Here is a 16513-nt window from a genome sequence, read left to right as displayed (position 1 = left end):
CGTCTCCATGGTGACGGACATGCCGCAGACCGGATCTATTGCCTTGCCCGGCTCTGGCTGTTTCGCCGCCGACGCATGGTGATCGTGACCATGATCGTGATGATCATGGTCTCTCTGATGCTGGCAATCCGTGACGTGCTTCCGTTCCATTCCACTTCTCCGGCAACGCCCCATACCCTATAGGGGTATCTCGCGCGTTGCCGTATACCCCTCCGATGTATAAGTGCAATGGCATTCCGCAGAGATCGGTTCCAACCGGACGGAGGACAGGGTGTGGCACGAAAAGCAAAACAAGGACGCAATCCTGAAGCGCCTCTCGCGCCTGACCGGCCAGGTTCAGGGCGTGTCCCGCATGGTCCAGGACGGCCGCTACTGCGTCGACATCCTGAATCAGACGGCAGCCATCCGGTCCGCCCTCCGCGCGGTCGAGCGTCTGGTGATCGAGGACCACGCGCGGACCTGCATGGAAGAGGCGATCGTTGCCGGCGATCAGGAGCGCCAGCGCGTCATGTTCCAGGAAGTCGTCGGGCTTCTGGAAAAGGTCCGCGACTGACCGGGCGGGGATTCGCCATCATCCCGTTACTGCGCAGATACCCTGCCCCTCCGCGGGGATCGGGGGAACATCTGCGCGCTCGAAGCGCGACGCTGATGCCAGCGCACCCATAGATCGCCCGCAACAAATTGCGGCCCTTCAGGCTCAGGACCCATCGATTGCAGACGCTGATCGTGTTTCTGCCTCCGCAAGAAGACCGCGAGCAACCGGTTCCGGCTGACCAAGGCGCGGATGGCGCACCTTCGTTCGCGCTCCCGGAGCCCAGCTTGAGAAGCGATGGCGGCCCGTTTCTGACCGGCGTTTCCCTCGGGTGGCCATGGGTCGTCAAGCTGCAGGACCGTAGCCGCATGCATGGCAAAGGCCCGGACCGCCCGCGTCGAACAGCAGGTTCAGGCCCGCAGCGCCCAATCATCGAGCAACGGCGCCCCTCGTCCGGCCTAGAACCTCGAGCATTCGGCGAAAATGAAGCGAGGTCTTGACGGGGGAGAGGAAGCCTGTAGCTTCAACCAATCAACAAATGGTTTGACCTTGGCTCAGAACTCCCTCTCATCCGCCTCCACTCCGCTGCTCGAGGTCCGCGCCCTCAGCCTCGGTTTCGGCCCGTCCCGGACCGAGCTGCTGAAGGGCGTTCGATATGCCGTAAACGCAGGTCAGACGCTTTGTATCGTCGGTGAATCGGGCTGCGGGAAAAGCGTCAGCTCTTTGGCGATCATGGGGCTCCTGCCGAAAGGTGCCGCGCGCATCACCGAAGCCGACATCCGCTTCCGCGGCGAACCGTACGACCTGAGCGACCCGGCTGCCCTGCGGCGCCACCGCGGGGCCGACATCGCGATAATCTTCCAGGAGCCGATGACGTCGCTCAACCCCGCCTTTCGGGTGGGCGACCAGATCGCCGAGGCCGTCACCGCCCACAACGATGTCTCGGACGCGCAGGCGCGCGACCGTGCGATCGAGATGCTGCGCCGCGTCGGCATTCCCGCTCCCGAGGCGCGGATGAACGAATACCCCCACCAGCTTTCCGGCGGCATGCGCCAGCGCGTGATGATCGCCATGGCGCTGGCCAACGACCCGGCCCTGCTGATCGCCGACGAACCGACGACCGCGCTGGACGTGACGATCCAGTCCCAGATCCTCGACCTCATCCGCAACCTGCAGGCCGAAACCGGGATGGGAACGATCATGATCACCCACGACCTCGGTGTCGTGGCCGAGATCGCCGACACGGTGGCAGTGATGTATGCCGGCACCATCGTCGAGGCCGGCCCGGTCGAGCGGATCTTCAACGACCCGCAGCATCCCTACACGATCGGCCTGATGTCCTCGATGCCGAAGCTCACCGGCCCGCGCGAGCGGCTGGCCACGGTGCCCGGCACCGTTCCCACCACCGACACGATGCCGCCCGGCTGCCGCTTCTCCACCCGTTGCCCCTTCGCGCGCCCGATCTGCGCCGAAACGCCGCCCGACCACGCGCTCGGCGACGGCCACCGCGCGCTGTGCCACTTTGCCCCCCTGAATCAGCGGCTGGAACGCGCCTGATGTCCGAACCGATCCTCAAGGCCACGAACCTGTCGCGCCACTTCAAGGTGGGCGGCTCGCTGTTTCGCAAGCCGAAGATCCTGCGCGCCGTCGAGGACGTGTCGCTGACGGTCCAGCAGGGCGAGACGCTGGCGATCGTGGGCGAATCCGGCTGCGGGAAGTCCACGCTGGCCCGGATGCTGATGCGGCTGATCGAACCGACCTCGGGGCAAATGACCTTCGAGGGGCGCCAGATCGATCTCGCGCAGGGGCGCGCACTGACCGAACTGCGTCGCGACATGCAGTTCATTTTCCAGGACCCGTTCAGCTCGCTCAACCCGCGCATGACCGTCGGCCGCCTCGTCGGCGAACCGATCGAGACGCACGCCCCGCAGCTCTCGGCCAGAGAGCGCCGCGCGAAGGTCGCCGAGCTGCTGGCGCAGGTGGGCCTGCGCCCCGAGCACGCGGACCGCTACCCGCACGAGTTCTCGGGCGGCCAGCGCCAGCGCATCGGCATCGCGCGCGCGCTCGCCTCGGGGCCGAAGCTGATCATCGGGGACGAACCCGTCTCGGCGCTCGACGTGTCGGTGCAGGCGCAGGTCATCAACCTGCTTGCGGACCTGCGTGATCGGCTGGGGCTGACGCTGGTGGTGATCGCCCACGACCTTGCCGTGATCCGCCACATGAGCGATCGGGTCGCGGTGATGTACCTGGGCTCGGTGGTCGAGGAAGGCGGCACGGACGACATCTTCGCCCGGCCCCGCCATCCCTACACCCGTGCCCTGCTTTCCGCGATCCCGGTAGCCGAGTACGGGCGTACCCGCCAGCAGATCCCGCTGGAGGGCGAGATGCCCAGCCCTCTCGACCCGCCTTCCGGCTGCCGGTTCCATACCCGTTGCCCCTTCGCCCGCGATGCCTGCAAGACCGAGGCGCCCGTCCTGCGCGCCACCGACACCGCGCCGGGCCACCGCGCAGCCTGCCACTTCTTCGAAGAGATCGCGGCCGAAAACCCGCCGCCCCCCGCGACCGAGGGCAGCGGCCGCACGGACGCCGCCCGCGCGCGCTTTGCCCTGTACGCCGATGCGATCGCCGGCACCGAGACGCGCCCGCGCGCCGAGACCTGAACACCCGAAGAACCGCCCGGAAAGGGCGGAAGACACCAGCAAGGAGAATGCCTGAAATGACACTCACACGCATGACGCTCGCCGCGGCGCTTCTGGGCGCGACGGCCTTGGGCGCGCAGGCCCAGGATCTCAGGATCGCGCTGCAATCGGACGCCGACGTGCTCGACCCCGACCAGTCGCGCACCTTCGTGGGGCGGATCGTCTACGCCTCCCTCTGCGACAAGCTCGTCGACATCACGCCCGATCTGAAGATCATTCCCCAGCTCGCCACCGAGTGGGAATGGTCCGACGACAACACCTCGATCACCTTTACGCTGCGCGAGGGCGTGACCTTCCACGACGGCACGCCGTTCAACGCCGAAGCCGTCGCGCGCAACATCGAGCGCAGCCAGACGATGGAGGAAAGCCGCCGCAAGTCCGAATTGACCTCGGTCGCCGGCACCGAAGTTCTGGGCGAGTACCAGATCCGCTTCGATCTGACCCAGCCCGACGCGACGCTCCTGGCGCAACTGGCCGACCGGGCGGGCATGATGATCTCTCCAACGGCGGCAGACGAGGCCGGCGCCAATTTCGGCCTGAACCCCGTCTGCTCGGGCCCCTTCGCCTTCGAAGAGCGCGTCGCACAGGACCGGATCGTCCTGACGCGCTTCGACGATTACTGGAACGCCGACGAGATCCACTTCGACAGCGTCACCTACCTGCCCATCCCGGACACGACCGTGCGTCTGGCGAACCTTCAGTCGGGCGATATCGACATCCTCGAACGGCTTGCCGCGACCGACCTCGCCCAGGTGGAAAGCGACGGCGGCATCAACGTCGAGAGAGCCGTCTCGCTCGGCTATCAGGGCATCACGTTCAACGTCGGCAACGGCGAGCGTGGCGACAACCCGTGGGGCAACGACGCCCGCCTGCGCCGGGCCCTCAGCCTTGCCGTGGGACGCGACATCATCAATCAGGTGGTCTTCGAGGGCTCGTTCGCCCCGGGCAACCAGCCCTTCCCGCCGAACTCGCCCTGGTATGACGAGGACCACCCCATCCCCGAGCGGGACGTGGAAGCCGCCCGCGCCCTGCTGGCAGAAGCCGGCTATGCCGACGGCATCACGCTCGAGGTGCAGGTTCCGAACACGACGGTGCCGCTGCAGCTGATGCAGGTCGTCCAGTCGATGGCCTCCGAGGCCGGGATCAACATCGAGATCACCTCGAAGGAGTTCGCGACTCTCCTGCAGGACCAGTCGGCGGGCGATTACACCGCCAGCCAGATCGGCTGGTCGGGCCGGGTCGATCCGGATGGCAACATCCACCAATTCGTCACCACGGACGGCGGGATCAACGACTCGGGCTACTCGAACGCCGAGGTCGACCGACTGCTGAACGACGCCCGCGAAACCACCGACGAGGCCGAGCGCAAGGCGCTTTACGACCAGGCGCGCGACATCCTGAACGAGGACGCTCCGCTGGTGTACCTGTACCACCAGACGTGGATCTGGGCGCTCGACGACGACATCGAAGGGTTCGTTCCGTATCCCGACGGCATGATCCGCCTCGAGGGCGTCACCGAGACCGAAGGCTGACGTTCCAGCGGCCCCGCGTGATCCGCGCGGGGCCGACACCCGATCCAGAGAGCCGCCATGCTGTCCTTCATCGTCCGCCGCCTGCTGATCGCGATTCCGACGATCATCCTGATCTCGGTCTTCGTCTTCGCGTTGCAGAAGCTGTTGCCCGGAGACCCCGTGCTCGCCATGGCCGGCGAGGAGCGTGACCCCGCGACCATCGCCTTCCTGCGCGAAAAGTACCGCCTGAACGATCCGCTCCCGATCCAGTATTTCACCTGGGTCGGCAACGCGCTGACCGGCGACCTGGGTATTTCGCTTCGCACGAACCAGCCGGTCTTGGAGCTGATCGCCGAGAAGCTTCCCGTGACGATCCAGCTTGCGACGATGGCGATGGTCTTCGCTCTGGCCATCGGCATACCCGCGGGGATCCTGTCGGCCATCAAGAAGGGCACCGTCGCCGATTACGTGGCCAATGTGGTCGCGCTGTCCGGCCTGTCGATCCCCAACTTCTGGCTCGGCATCATGTTGATCCTGCTGGTCTCGGTGAAATGGCAGCTTCTGCCCGCCAGCGGCTACGTCCCGTTCGACGAGGACCCGCTCCGGTCGATCCAGGTCATGATCATGCCTGCCTTCGTCCTCGGGACGGCGCTGGCCGCCACGCTGATGCGCCACACGCGGTCGGCCATGCTGACCGTGCTGACCTCGGACTATGTGCGAACCGCCCGCGCCAAGGGCCTGTCCGAGCGTCGGGTGATCCTGAAACACGCCTTCCGCAACGCGCTGACGCCGATCGTCACCCTTTCCGCGCTGCTGTTCGGCGAGCTGATCGCAGGCGCCGTGCTGACCGAGCAGATCTTCACCGTCCCCGGCTTCGGCAAGCTGGTCGTCGACGCCGTCTTCAACCGCGATTATGCCGTGGTTCAGGGGATCGTCCTCGTCACCGCCGTGGGCTTCATCGCGATGAATCTCTTGGCGGACGTGGCCTATGTCCTTCTCAACCCGCGCCTGAGGAAAAGCTGATGCCGCAGGTCGCCACCCCCATCACCATCGACGCCGAAAGCGCGAACGATCCCGTCCTGGACCGCCGCCCCGAGAACCGCGTCTGGAAGAAGTTCCGCACCCACAAGTCCGCGATGCTGGGCGGCGTGCTCGTGGCCTTCTTCGTGGCCATCGCGATCCTCGCCCCGCTGCTGCCGATCCCGGACCCGACCGCCACCGACTGGGGCGCCGTGCGTCAGGCACCCTCCGCCGCGCATCCCTTCGGCACGGACGAGATCGGCCGGGACGTCCTGGCGCGCATGATCTGGGGCGCACAGGCCTCTCTGCTGGCGGGCGTCGTGTCGGTCCTGATCGCCGTCTTCATGGGCGTCCCCCTGGGCATCGCGGCCGGCTATTTCGGCGGCTGGACCGACGCCGTGATCTCGCGCTGCACCGAGGCGCTGCTGGCCGCGCCCTTCCTGATCCTGGCCATCGCGCTTGCCGCCTTCCTCGGGCCGTCGCTGACCAACGCGATGATCGCCATCGGCATCTCGGCCACGCCGCTGTTCGTGCGACTGACCCGCGGGCAGGTCCTGAGCGTCGCGGCCGAGGACTACGTCGACAGCGCGCGTGCGATCGGGCTGCCCACGCACAAGATCCTGGCCCGCTACATCCTGCCGAACATTCTGCCGCCCGTGCTGGTGCAGGCCACGCTGACGATCGCCACCGCGATCATCGCCGAGGCGTCGCTGTCCTTCCTCGGCCTCGGCCAGCAGCCCCCGGCGCCGTCCTGGGGATCGATGCTGAACACGGCCAAGAACTTCCTCAACCAGGCGCCGTGGATGGCGCTCTGGCCCGGCATCGCGATCTTCCTCGTGGTGCTCGGCTTCAATCTGCTGGGCGACGGGCTGCGCGACGCGCTCGATCCCCGCGAACAGTAACGATTCGGAAAACCATGCCCAGCTTCACCACCCGCCCCGACATCCGCGGCACCTTCGGCGTCGTCACCTCGACCCACTGGATCGCGTCCGCCGTCGGAATGGCGATCCTCGAGAAAGGCGGCAACGCCTTCGACGCCGCCGTCGCCACCGGCCTGACCCTGCAGATCGTCGAGCCGCACCTGAACGGTCCCGCAGGCGACCTTCCGATCGTCTTCCACAGCGTGAAGACCGGCAACGGTGTCGTCGCCGCGCAGGGCGTGGCCCCCGCGGCCGCGACGATCGATCATTACAGGGCGCAGGGCCTCGAACTGATCCCGGGTTCGGGGCTTCTGTCCACGGTGGTGCCGGGGGCCTTCGACGGCTGGATGCTGATGCTACGCGACCAGGGCACCATGACCATCCGCGAGGTGATGGAGCCGGCCATCGGTTACGCGCGCGACGGTCATCCGGTGCTGCCCCGCGTGGCCGACACCATCGCCGGTCTGGCCGAATACTTCGCCGCCGAATGGCCCTCCTCCGCCGAGGTCTGGACCCCCGGCGGCAAGGCCCCCGCGCCCCACGCGCTTTTCCGCAACCCCGACCTCGCCCGCACCAACGAGCGCCTCGTGGATGTCGCCGAAGCCGCGGGCGACGACCGCGAGGCCCAGATCGACGCGGCGCGTGCCGAATGGGCCGAAGGCTTCGTCGCCGACGCGATCTTCGACTACCTGAAGGACACCGAGGTCCACGACGTGAGCGAGCGCAGGAACCGCGCCGTCCTCGCGCCTGAGGACATGGCCGGGTGGCGCGCCGAGATCGAGACGCCGTTGTCCTACGAATACCACGACTGGACGGTCCACAAGACCGGGCCGTGGGGACAGGGTCCGGTCCTGCTCCAGTCGCTGGCCATCCTCAAGCATGTCGACCTCGCGTCGATGGACCCGTTCGGCCCGGACTTCGTCCACACGGTCATCGAGGCGATGAAGCTTTCATATGCCGACCGCGAGGCCTATTACGGCGACCCGAAACATGGCGACGTGCCGATGGAGCACCTGCTGTCCGACGCCTACAACGCCGGGCGTGCCAGGCTGATCGGCTCCGAGGCGTCGCTGGACCAGCGTCCCGGCCGCGTCCCCGGTTTCGAGCAACTGGCAGACGCCTGCATCGCCCGCGCGACGCGCGACTTCGGCGTGTCCGATGTCGGCGCGCAGGAACCGACGATGGCCCACCTGACCGACAGGAAGGGCGACACGGTCCATCTCGACGTGATCGACCGCTGGGGCAACTGCGTGGCAGCCACCCCTTCGGGAGGCTGGCTGCAGTCGAACCCGGTCATTCCCGGGCTCGGTTTTCCGCTCAACTCGCGCGCCCAGATGTTCTGGCTGGAAGAGGGCCTGCCGACCTCGCTTGCCCCGGGTCGCCGGCCGCGCACCACGCTGACGCCGACGCTGGCCGAGCATCGAGATGGCCGCCGCCTTGTCTTCGGCACCCCGGGCGGGGATCAACAGGACCAGTGGCAACTCGCCTGGTTCCTCCGCTTTGTCCATCACGGACTGGGATTGCAGGAGGGCATGGACGCCCCGCTCTTCCACTCGATGCACTTCCAGAGTTCCTTCTTTCCCCGTGCGACACAGCCCGGCGAGATGATGATCGAACCCGGCGTCGGCGAGGCCTGCATCGCCTCGCTGCGCGCGCGCGGCCACCGCGTGACCGTGGCCGAACCGTGGACCGTCGGGCGTCTGACGGCAGCCCTGCGCAACCCCGACGGCACCCTGACGGCCGCCGCGACCCCCCGCCTCATGCAAGCCTACGCGATCGGACGCTGACCATGACATACTCGATAATCGCTCGCTCTTCCGATACCGGCGAAATCGGCATCGCCGTCGCCTCGCGCTTTTTCGCCTGCGGCGCGATCGTGCCGCATATCGGAGCCCGCTCCGCCGTCGCGACGCAGGCGTTCGTGAACCCGCTCTGGGGAACCGAAGGTCTGTCCCGCCTCGAAGCCGGAGAAAGCGCGCAGGACGTGCTGGCCGACTTCGTCGCGCGCGACGGGGGGCAGCACATTCGCCAGTGCCACACGCTCGACAGCCTTGGGCGTTTCGCGGCCCATACCGGCGACGACTGCGTCGAGTGGTGCGGTCACCTGACGGGCGAGACGCATTCGGTCGCAGGCAACATGCTGGCGGGCCCGGAAGTCGTCCGCGCCGCGTTCGACGCCTATGCCGATGCGAGCGACCTGCCCCTGCCCGACCGCCTGCTGCACGCGATGCGCGCCGGTGAGGCCGCGGGCGGAGACAAGCGGGGGCGCCAGGCCGCCGGGCTCAAGATCCATAGCGGCGAGGCCTATGCCATCCTCGACCTGCGCGCCGACGACCATCCCGATCCGCTGGCCGAGATCGGCCGGCTGCTCGACGTGTCGCGCGAACGCTACGTCCACGTCACCCAGGCCTTCGCCACATCGGCCAATTTCTCGGGCTGCACGGATCGCGGCCCCATCGATGCGGCCATCTCGGCCGAGGAAGAACGACGCAAGGCCGCCGGCATCCCCAGCCGCTCGCAGGCGACCGAAAACAAGGACGCCTGACGTGGAAGACCAGCTTGCAGCCCTCTTCGCGACCATCGCGCTGCCCGCCACCGTGGCCGGCATCTTCGGCGGCATCCTCGCCGGTCTTCTGGGGGTCGGCGGCGGCATCGTCATCGTGCCCGCGCTCTACTTCGCCCTTTCGCTGACGGGCATGGACCCGGGCCAGGTCATGCAGCTGTCGGTCGGCACGTCGCTGGCCACCATCATCTTCACCTCGCTCAGCTCGTCGCTGGGGCACTACCGGCGCGGCGCGATCGACTTCGACCTGCTGAAGCTCTGGGGGCCGTCGATCCTCGTCGGCGTGGTGATCGGCGGCATCCTCGGCGGCGTGGTCTCGGGCCTCGCCCTCATCGCCGTCTTCGCGGTCGTGGCGCTTCTGGTCGCGCTCGACATGATCCTGCGCGGCGGCGGCGAGATCGACAGCCCGCGCAGCTTCTCCAAACCCGCCTGGGCCTTCTTCGGCGTCATCGCGGGGGCGATTTCCGCCATGATGGGGATCGGCGGCGGGACGGTCTGCGTGCCGCTCCTGAACTTCCTTGGCTACGAGATCCGCAGGGCCGTGGGCACATCCGCCGCGATCGGGTTCATCATCGGCGTGCCCGGCGCGATCACCTACGTCCTGACCGGCCTCGGGCACGAAGGACTGCCCCCCCTCTCGCTCGGCTACGTGAACATCGCCGCCGCTCTCATCATCACCCCGCTCACGGTCGTCTTCGCCCGCGTCGGCGTCGCCATCGCCCACAGGATTCCGCGCCGTGTCCTGCGACTGAGCTTCGGCGTGTTCCTGCTCATCACGTCGATCCGCATGTTCGTCGATCTCTACAGGGCGTTCTGATGGTGGCGGGGGAGGAGGATCTGACGCGACGGCTGGGCGCGCTGATGACCTCGGGCGAGGTTCCCGCCGACGGCCGCCTTCCCCCGGAGCGACAGCTGGCCGAACGCTTCGGCGTCAGCCGCGCGAGGCTGCGGCAGGCGCTCGAGCGCCTTGAGGACGAGGGCACGATCTACCGGCGTCAGGGCCGCGGAACCTTCGCGGCGCCGCCGGTCGCGAACGGGTCGAGCGTGCTCAACCGGATCGCGCGCGAGGTGACGCCGCAGGACATCATGGAGGTGCGGCTCGAGATCGAGCCCGCCCTTGCCGCCCATGCCGCCGCCCGGGCGCGGTCGGACGACCTCGCGCGGCTGAGGCAACTGATGCTGGCGACGATCGACCAGGACGAGCGCATCGCCTACGAGACTGCCGACGACATCTTCCACTACAACATCGCCGTGCTCGCGCGGAACCCGCTTTTCCTCGAGGTCTACGACGCGATCCGCACGGTCCGGAAACTCGCCGCCTGGGGCGAGATCCGGCGCGAAAGCCACACGCCCGAGACCATGGCCCGGTTCGGCGAACAGCACCGCGCCCTCTTCGCCGCGATCTCGGACCGCGACGGCCCCAAAGCCGCGCGGCTTATGGAAGAGCATCTCGTCGACGTGAATCGCGCGGTCCTGCGCGGGGCGAAACAGGGGAATACCGGCCTTCCCCCTGCCGATCCTTCCAGTCCCGACTAGCGTACCGACGGCCTACGCACGCACGACTTCGCCTTGATCGTCGCCCGTTTCCCCACCGCCTTCACCCGGCCCGGCTAGACCTCGCGGCGGGACGCGATCCAGGCGGACCATTCCTCCGCGTCCGGTTCGGCAGCCACGCGGCCCGCGGGCATGGGTTCGGGTACACCAGTCGTTCCGGGAAAGGTGGCGGGAAGGCCGCGCAGACGGCGCAGCGCGAGGAAGGCGAAGCACTGAGCTTCGATCGCGTCACCCTGCCAGCCGACGGCCTCGGCCTTCTCGGCGCGCACCTCGGCATACCTCTCCAGCATCCGAAGAAGGGTCGGATTGTGCCGCCCGCCGCCGCAGACGATCAGCCGCGGGGGACGCACCGGAAGCAGGTCCAGCGCGCGTCCCACCGCCGACGCGGTGAAGGCCGTCAGCGTCGCGGCTCCGTCCTCGGGGGACAGGCCAAGGGCCCAGTCGTAGCCGAAATCGAAGCGGTCCAGAGACTTCGGATAGGGCCGGCCGAGATAAGGGTGTTCGAGCTGCGCCATCAGCCGCGCCTCGTCCACGCGGCCCGCGGCGGCGAGCGCGCCATCGCGATCCATCTCGCCAAGTCCCAGATGCGAAACGAAGTCGTTGATCGGCGCGTTCGCGGGGCCCGTGTCGAATGCGACGAGCTCTCCCCCCGCATCACGCGCCGTCACGTTGGCCACGCCGCCAAGGTTCAGCACGGCCGTCCGCCCATCCGTGTCCAGCTGGTCCAGAAGGGCGCCGTGATAGACCGCCGACAGCGGTGCGCCCTGCCCGCCCGCTTCCATGTCACCGCTGCGGAAATCGTAAACGACGCGGGTTCCGAGGATCCCGGCCATCAGCCTGCCATCGCCAAGTTGGCGGGTCTCCCCCCTGCGCCCCGCCTCGGGCGCGCGGTGCAGCACCGTCTGGCCATGGAATCCCACCGCCGCGATCCGGTCCATCGACAGGCCGGCCTCCTCGACCAGCGCGCGCACCGCCTCGGACTGGGCGCGGGTGATGCGCTCCTCGGCCTCTGCGAAGATCGCGGGCTCAGGCCCGTCGAAGGCCCATGCCCGCGCCCGGGCAAGGCACGCCGTCAGCAGATCGCGCGTCTCGCGGTCGTAGGGCGCGAGGGTGTAGGGGCCGAACTCGGCCACGCGCTCACCATCCGTGCGCAGAAGCGCCACGTCGATATTCCCGTCGAGCACGGTCCCGGTCATCAATCCCACGGTCCAGACTGGGTCCATTGTGTCACTCTCCGTTCAGGGCGTCGCCCACCTGCCGGCGCAGATCTGCGATCCCGCTCTCGGCATGTCGTGTGGGGTGGACGCGGTTGGTCAGCAGGGTCCAGGCGCGCCCGGTGTCGAAATCGATCCAGAGCCCGGTGCCCGTGAACCCGGTATGCCCGATCGTTCCGGGCGAACAGGCGTCGCCGCCGGACCATCCGGGATGCCGCCGCTCCCATCCGTGGGTCCGGGTGTCGGACAGGGCCTCGCCGATCAGGCCGGAGCCGCGATGCAGAAGCCGCTGGGCGAAAACCAGCACCGCCGCGCCGGTCCCGAAAAGGCCTGCATGACCCGATCCGCCCAGCGCATGGCAATTCTCGTCATGCACCTCGCCCCGGACGAGCCTACCGCGCCACGCGCAGACCTCGGTCGGTGCGCAGGCCTCGGCGGCGGGGCCGAAGGTGAAGCCGGGGCCGGGGTCCATCGCGCGAATTCCCCGCCCCTCGATCCGCTCCAGCGCGATTCCCAGCAGAATATAGTTGATGTCGGAATAGATCGGCGTCTCGCGCCGCTGCCATTCGCGTTGCAGAACGAACGCGCGGAGCGTCGCCGGATCGCCGCCGTAGGTGTAGATCGGCGCGACCGCGGGGAACGGCGTCTGGTGGCCCAGGCACTGGCGGAAGGTCACCTGCCGCTCCCACGCGGCCATGTCGTATTGGCGCAGGTCGGGGATCGCGGTGATCAGCGGGGCATCCAGGTCGATGCGCCCCGCCCGGGCGTGGTGCAGGATCCGCTCGGTCGTGAAGATCACCTTCGTCAGCGAGGCGAGATCGAACACCGTCTCTTCGCGCATCGGTTCCTTGCCGGGCAGAAGCGCCGACAGGCCGCGCGCGGCCAGTTGCCGTTCGCCGCCCTCGATCACCCCGAGGACGGCGCCGGGGATGCGTCCCGCGTCGATGGCCGCCTCGACCCGGTCGAGCGCGCGGTCAAGGCTCATGCGGTTTGCTCCGATGCGACGCGGTGGTCGGGGCCGATCTGGCGCCAGACCTGCGCCGGTGTCTGGAATCCCACGGGCCGCAGTAGCGACGGGACCTCTTCGGTGTCGAGCGCGTAGTCGATCCGCCGCCGCTCGATCGAGGGAACGGCCGAGATCAGCTTTCGCGTATACGGATGTCGCGGGTCGGACAGCACGGCGCGGGCCGCGCCCATCTCGACGATCCGCCCGGCATAGAGCACCGCGATGCGATGCGCGATCCGTTCGACCACCGCCATGTCGTGCGAGACGAAAAGATAGGCGAGGCCGAACTCGCGCTGCAGATCGACCAGCAGATCGAGCACCTTCGCCTGAACCGACACGTCCAGCGCCGAGACCGCCTCGTCCAGAACAAGGACCCGGGGATTGAGCATCAGCGCCCGCGCGATGCAAAGCCTCTGGCGCTGACCGCCCGAGAATTCGTGCGGGAAGCGGTCAAGGTCGTCCGGCAGGTCCACGCGCGCCAGAAGCGCGCGCATCCGCCCGACCACCGCGTCGTCGACCCGCTGGCCAGCGGCGATCACCGGCTCGGCCAGGAGGGCGCGCACGTCCATCCGGGGGTTAAGCGACGCATTCGGGTTCTGGAACACCATCTGGACGGCGGTTCGCCCCTCGGTGTCGATCGCGCCGGCCGACGGCTGCACGAGGTTTAGGATCGCACGCGCGGTGGTCGACTTGCCCGAGCCGCTTTCGCCGACGATGCCCAGCGTCTCGCCCGGGACGAGGTCGAAGGACACGCCGTCCACCGCATGAACCTCGCCTCGGGTCCTGCGCAGAAAGCCACCGCCCACGGGAAAGCGCACGGCAAGGTCGCGCACGTCCAGCGCAGGGGCGCGACCGTCGCGTACCCCGTCCGTGCGGACGGCCTGTCCGGCGCGGAAATGCGGCACCGCGTTCAGAAGGTGCCGCGTGTAGTCGTGCGATGGCCGGTCGAGCACCCGGTCGATCGGGCCGCTTTCGACCGCCTTGCCGCCCTGCATCACCAGCACCCGGTCGGCCAGCCCGGCGACGAGCCCGATGTCGTGGGTGATGAAGATCAGGCCCGTTCCCGTCTCGCGCTGCAGCTCGGCCAGAAGGGCCATGATCTGCGCCTGGATGGTGACGTCGAGCGCGGTCGTCGGCTCGTCGGCGATCAGCAGGCGCGGCTCGCCCGCCAGCGCCATCGCGATCATCACCCGCTGCAGCATGCCCCCCGACATCTGGTGCGGCGCCTGGTCCAGACGCCGCGCCGCGTCCGGAATCCGCACCCGGTCGAGCGCCCGGACCGACGCCTGGCGCACCGCACGACCGCTCATCCCGTGCTGCTTGCGGAAGATCTCGCCGATCTGCGTGCCGACCTTCAGCACCGGGTTGAGCGCGGTCATCGGCTCCTGGAAGATCATTCCGATCTCGCGCCCGCGCAGGCGCTGCATCTCGGCCTCGGTGGCCGCCGCGACGTCGATCCGCCCGTCGTAGATCGCCCGCCCACCCAGGATGCGGCCTCCGCCGTAGTCGATCAGGCGGTTGACCGCCATCGCCGTGACGGACTTGCCCGAGCCGCTTTCGCCCACGATGGCCAGCGTCTCGCCCGCTGCCACGTCGAAGCTGACGCCGTGGACCACCTCGGTTTCGCGGCCCGTCCTGCCGAAGCCGACGCGCAGATCCTCGACCGACAGAAGGGTCATGCCAGCGCCCTCCGCGTGCGGGGATCGAACAGGTCGCGCAACGCGTCGCCCAGAAGGTTGAAGCCAAGCACCGCCAGCATGATGACCAGCGCCGGGAAGACCAGCATCCAGGGCGCGCTCTCCATCAGGTTGCGGCTGTCCGACAGCATCAGACCCAGGGACGGGTTGGGGGGCTGCGCGCCGAGGCCGAGGAAACTCAGCGCCGCCTCGGTCAGAAGCGCCCAGGCCAGCGCCAGCGTGATCTGCACCGTCAGCGGCGCCACGAGGTTCGCCAGCAGGTGCCGCGTCAGGATGTAGCGCCGCGAGCTGCCGAAGGTCCGCGCCGCGTCCACGAAGCTGCGCGTCTTGAGCGACAGCGCCGGCCCCCGCACGACGCGCGTGAAGATCGGCGTGTAGACGATGGCGATGGCCACGACCGAGGTCACCAGCCCCGGCCCCATGATCGCGACGATCAGAAGCGCCAGCAGGATCGCCGGGAAGGACAGCAACACGTCCATCGCCCGCATCACCGCCCCGTCCCAGAGCCTGCCGAACCACGCCGCCGTCAGCCCCAGCACCGTGCCGACCGAGGTGGCCAGCCCGACCGACAGAAGTGCCACCGCGAAGGACTGGCCGATCCCGACCATGAGGCGGCTGAGGATGTCGCGCCCGAACAGGTCGGTGCCCATCCAGTAGCGCGCCCCCGGCGCCTGCAACCGCGCCAGCCGGTCCTGCGCCAGCGGATCGTGCGGCGTCAGCCCGGCCAGCCCCAGGATCGCCGCCACCGCGAAGACTGCGATGATGATCGCCCCGATCCGGCCCGAACTGTGGCGCAGCAGCGCCCGAAGGAACGACATCAGCTGGCTCCGTACCGGATGCGGGGGTCGAGCGCGGCATAGGCCAGATCGACGAGGAGGTTCACCAGAAGGAAGTTGAAGGCGATGAACAGCACCACCCCCTGCACCAGCGCGTAGTCGCGCTGGAGAATGGCATCCAGCACCACCCGCCCCACGCCCGGCAGGGCAAAGATCTGCTCGACGATGACGGCTCCGCCCAGCAGGTATCCGAACTCGACCCCGCTCAGGGTCACCACCGGGATGAGCGCGTTCGGCAGCGCGTGCCTCCAGATGACATAGCCTTGGGAGAACCCCTTGGACCGGGCGGTGCGGACGTAGTCCTCGCTCAGGATGTCGAGCATGGCGGCACGCGCGATGCGCGTGACCGCGGCCGCGAACGCCGTGCCCAGCGCCAGCGCCGGCAGGATCAGCTGCGCCAGGTTCCCAAGCGGGTCCTCGGTCAGCGGGACGAACCGGCCCATGGTCGGCAGGGTCCCGAAGCCCACGGACAGCACGTAGATCGCCAGAAGCGCGACGACGAAGTTGGGCGTGGACTGGCCGATCATCGCGAACACCCGCACGATCAAGTCCGACGGCCGCTCGGCGCGCGTGGCGGCGAAGACCCCCGCCGGCAGCCCGATCAGAAGCGCGATCACCATCGACAAGAGCGCCAATTCCAGCGTCAGCGGAAAGCGCTCGGCGATGATCTGCGACACCGGCTGTCCGTAAGTGACCGACAGGCCCAGATCCCCCTGCACCAGCCCGCCGAGCCAGCGCCAGTATTGCACCGCCCAGTTCTGGTCGAGCCCGAAATAGGCCGCCAGAGACTCGCGTTGCGCCGGGGTGAGCAGGCCGGATTCGGTGCCCAGCATTGCCGTGATGGCGTCGCCGGGCACCAGCCGGATGGCCACGAAGACGAAGACCGAAACGCCCAGCATGACCAGCGGGAACATCAGCAGACGGCGCAGGACGTAGTTCATGCGGCCCCCTCGGACGTCTC

At 68.4% G+C, this 16513-nt stretch carries 15 protein-coding genes; 10 read left to right on the top strand and 5 right to left on the bottom strand.

The genetic code is table 11. The annotated features are described in order from the left end of the window. Positions 1–271 precede the first annotated feature (271 nt). From BLW27_RS17160 to BLW27_RS17115, 10 genes are all read left to right on the top strand, one after another. A complete protein-coding gene (locus BLW27_RS17160; protein ID WP_089885198.1) occupies positions 272–553 on the top strand; it encodes a metal-sensitive transcriptional regulator in 282 nt (93 codons plus the stop codon). A gap of 522 nt (positions 554–1075) precedes the next feature. Next, complete coding sequence (locus BLW27_RS17155) at positions 1076–2089, top strand: ABC transporter ATP-binding protein (protein WP_425429304.1); 1014 nt, start codon at positions 1076–1078, stop codon at positions 2087–2089. After that, entirely contained in the window at positions 2089–3192 is a 1104-nt protein-coding gene (locus BLW27_RS17150; RefSeq protein ID WP_089885194.1) for an ABC transporter ATP-binding protein, read from the top strand. Before BLW27_RS17155 ends, BLW27_RS17150 begins: the two co-directional genes overlap by 1 nt. Positions 3193–3248: 56 nt before the next feature. Next, positions 3249–4763 (top strand): ABC transporter substrate-binding protein, encoded by a 1515-nt coding sequence (locus BLW27_RS17145; RefSeq protein ID WP_089885192.1) that lies wholly within the window; start codon positions 3249–3251, stop codon positions 4761–4763. 57 nt (positions 4764–4820) lie between these two features. After that, on the top strand, positions 4821–5765 hold the full coding sequence (locus BLW27_RS17140) for an ABC transporter permease (protein WP_089885191.1): 945 nt from the start codon (positions 4821–4823) through the stop codon (positions 5763–5765). Continuing rightward, entirely contained in the window at positions 5765–6664 is a 900-nt protein-coding gene (locus BLW27_RS17135; RefSeq protein WP_089885189.1) for an ABC transporter permease, read from the top strand. The genes BLW27_RS17140 and BLW27_RS17135 overlap by 1 nt, the downstream gene beginning before the upstream one ends. A gap of 14 nt (positions 6665–6678) precedes the next feature. Beyond that, positions 6679–8469 (top strand): gamma-glutamyltransferase family protein, encoded by a 1791-nt coding sequence (locus BLW27_RS17130; protein WP_089885188.1) that lies wholly within the window; start codon positions 6679–6681, stop codon positions 8467–8469. Positions 8470–8471: 2 nt separating this feature from the next. Continuing rightward, positions 8472–9227 carry a DUF1028 domain-containing protein gene (locus tag BLW27_RS17125; RefSeq protein ID WP_089885186.1) on the top strand — a complete coding sequence of 252 codons (756 nt, stop codon included), beginning with the start codon at positions 8472–8474 and terminating at the stop codon, positions 9225–9227. 1 nt (position 9228) lies between these two features. Beyond that, on the top strand, positions 9229–10062 hold the full coding sequence (locus BLW27_RS17120) for a sulfite exporter TauE/SafE family protein (protein ID WP_245710922.1): 834 nt from the start codon (positions 9229–9231) through the stop codon (positions 10060–10062). Then, on the top strand, positions 10062–10781 hold the full coding sequence (locus BLW27_RS17115) for a FadR/GntR family transcriptional regulator (RefSeq protein ID WP_089885183.1): 720 nt from the start codon (positions 10062–10064) through the stop codon (positions 10779–10781). Before BLW27_RS17120 ends, BLW27_RS17115 begins: the two co-directional genes overlap by 1 nt. A gap of 74 nt (positions 10782–10855) precedes the next feature. Here the strand turns inward: BLW27_RS17115 and BLW27_RS17110 are convergent, their stop codons facing one another. From BLW27_RS17110 to BLW27_RS17090, 5 genes are read right to left on the bottom strand one after another with little or no spacing between them, the layout of a single operon-like run. Further along, complete coding sequence (locus tag BLW27_RS17110) at positions 10856–12022, bottom strand: anhydro-N-acetylmuramic acid kinase (RefSeq protein ID WP_089885181.1); 1167 nt, start codon at positions 12020–12022, stop codon at positions 10856–10858. A gap of 4 nt (positions 12023–12026) precedes the next feature. Continuing rightward, a complete protein-coding gene (locus tag BLW27_RS17105) occupies positions 12027–12998 on the bottom strand; it encodes a serine hydrolase domain-containing protein (RefSeq protein ID WP_089885179.1) in 972 nt (323 codons plus the stop codon). Continuing rightward, complete coding sequence (locus BLW27_RS17100) at positions 12995–14698, bottom strand: ABC transporter ATP-binding protein (RefSeq protein ID WP_089885177.1); 1704 nt, start codon at positions 14696–14698, stop codon at positions 12995–12997. The genes BLW27_RS17105 and BLW27_RS17100 overlap by 4 nt, the downstream gene beginning before the upstream one ends. Then, positions 14695–15534 carry an ABC transporter permease gene (locus BLW27_RS17095; protein WP_089885175.1) on the bottom strand — a complete coding sequence of 280 codons (840 nt, stop codon included), beginning with the start codon at positions 15532–15534 and terminating at the stop codon, positions 14695–14697. The genes BLW27_RS17100 and BLW27_RS17095 overlap by 4 nt, the downstream gene beginning before the upstream one ends. Next, a complete protein-coding gene (locus BLW27_RS17090) occupies positions 15534–16493 on the bottom strand; it encodes an ABC transporter permease (RefSeq protein WP_089885173.1) in 960 nt (319 codons plus the stop codon). The genes BLW27_RS17095 and BLW27_RS17090 overlap by 1 nt, the downstream gene beginning before the upstream one ends. Between the last annotated feature and the right edge of the window lie 20 nt (positions 16494–16513).

It is taken from the genome of Citreimonas salinaria, from assembly GCF_900107235.1.
Classification (GTDB): domain Bacteria; phylum Pseudomonadota; class Alphaproteobacteria; order Rhodobacterales; family Rhodobacteraceae; genus Citreimonas; species Citreimonas salinaria.
The sequence above is the reverse complement of the archived record's forward strand: the minus strand, read 5'-3'. Positions and strand labels throughout refer to the sequence as shown.

Excerpts from the sequence above, each read along its gene's own strand:
- BLW27_RS17150 (WP_089885194.1), top strand. The coding sequence starts at position 2,089 with ATGTCCGAACCGATCCTCAAGGCCACGAACCTGTCGCGCCACTTCAAG.
- BLW27_RS17145 (WP_089885192.1), top strand. The coding sequence starts at position 3,249 with ATGACACTCACACGCATGACGCTCGCCGCGGCGCTTCTGGGCGCGACG.
- BLW27_RS17140 (WP_089885191.1), top strand. The coding sequence starts at position 4,821 with ATGCTGTCCTTCATCGTCCGCCGCCTGCTGATCGCGATTCCGACGATC.
- BLW27_RS17135 (WP_089885189.1), top strand. The coding sequence starts at position 5,765 with ATGCCGCAGGTCGCCACCCCCATCACCATCGACGCCGAAAGCGCGAAC.
- BLW27_RS17130 (WP_089885188.1), top strand. The coding sequence starts at position 6,679 with ATGCCCAGCTTCACCACCCGCCCCGACATCCGCGGCACCTTCGGCGTC.
- BLW27_RS17125 (WP_089885186.1), top strand. The coding sequence starts at position 8,472 with ATGACATACTCGATAATCGCTCGCTCTTCCGATACCGGCGAAATCGGC.
- BLW27_RS17115 (WP_089885183.1), top strand. The coding sequence starts at position 10,062 with ATGGTGGCGGGGGAGGAGGATCTGACGCGACGGCTGGGCGCGCTGATG.
- BLW27_RS17110 (WP_089885181.1), bottom strand. The coding sequence starts at position 12,022 with ATGGACCCAGTCTGGACCGTGGGATTGATGACCGGGACCGTGCTCGAC.
- BLW27_RS17105 (WP_089885179.1), bottom strand. The coding sequence starts at position 12,998 with ATGAGCCTTGACCGCGCGCTCGACCGGGTCGAGGCGGCCATCGACGCG.
- BLW27_RS17100 (WP_089885177.1), bottom strand. The coding sequence starts at position 14,698 with ATGACCCTTCTGTCGGTCGAGGATCTGCGCGTCGGCTTCGGCAGGACG.
- BLW27_RS17095 (WP_089885175.1), bottom strand. The coding sequence starts at position 15,534 with ATGTCGTTCCTTCGGGCGCTGCTGCGCCACAGTTCGGGCCGGATCGGG.
- BLW27_RS17090 (WP_089885173.1), bottom strand. The coding sequence starts at position 16,493 with ATGAACTACGTCCTGCGCCGTCTGCTGATGTTCCCGCTGGTCATGCTG.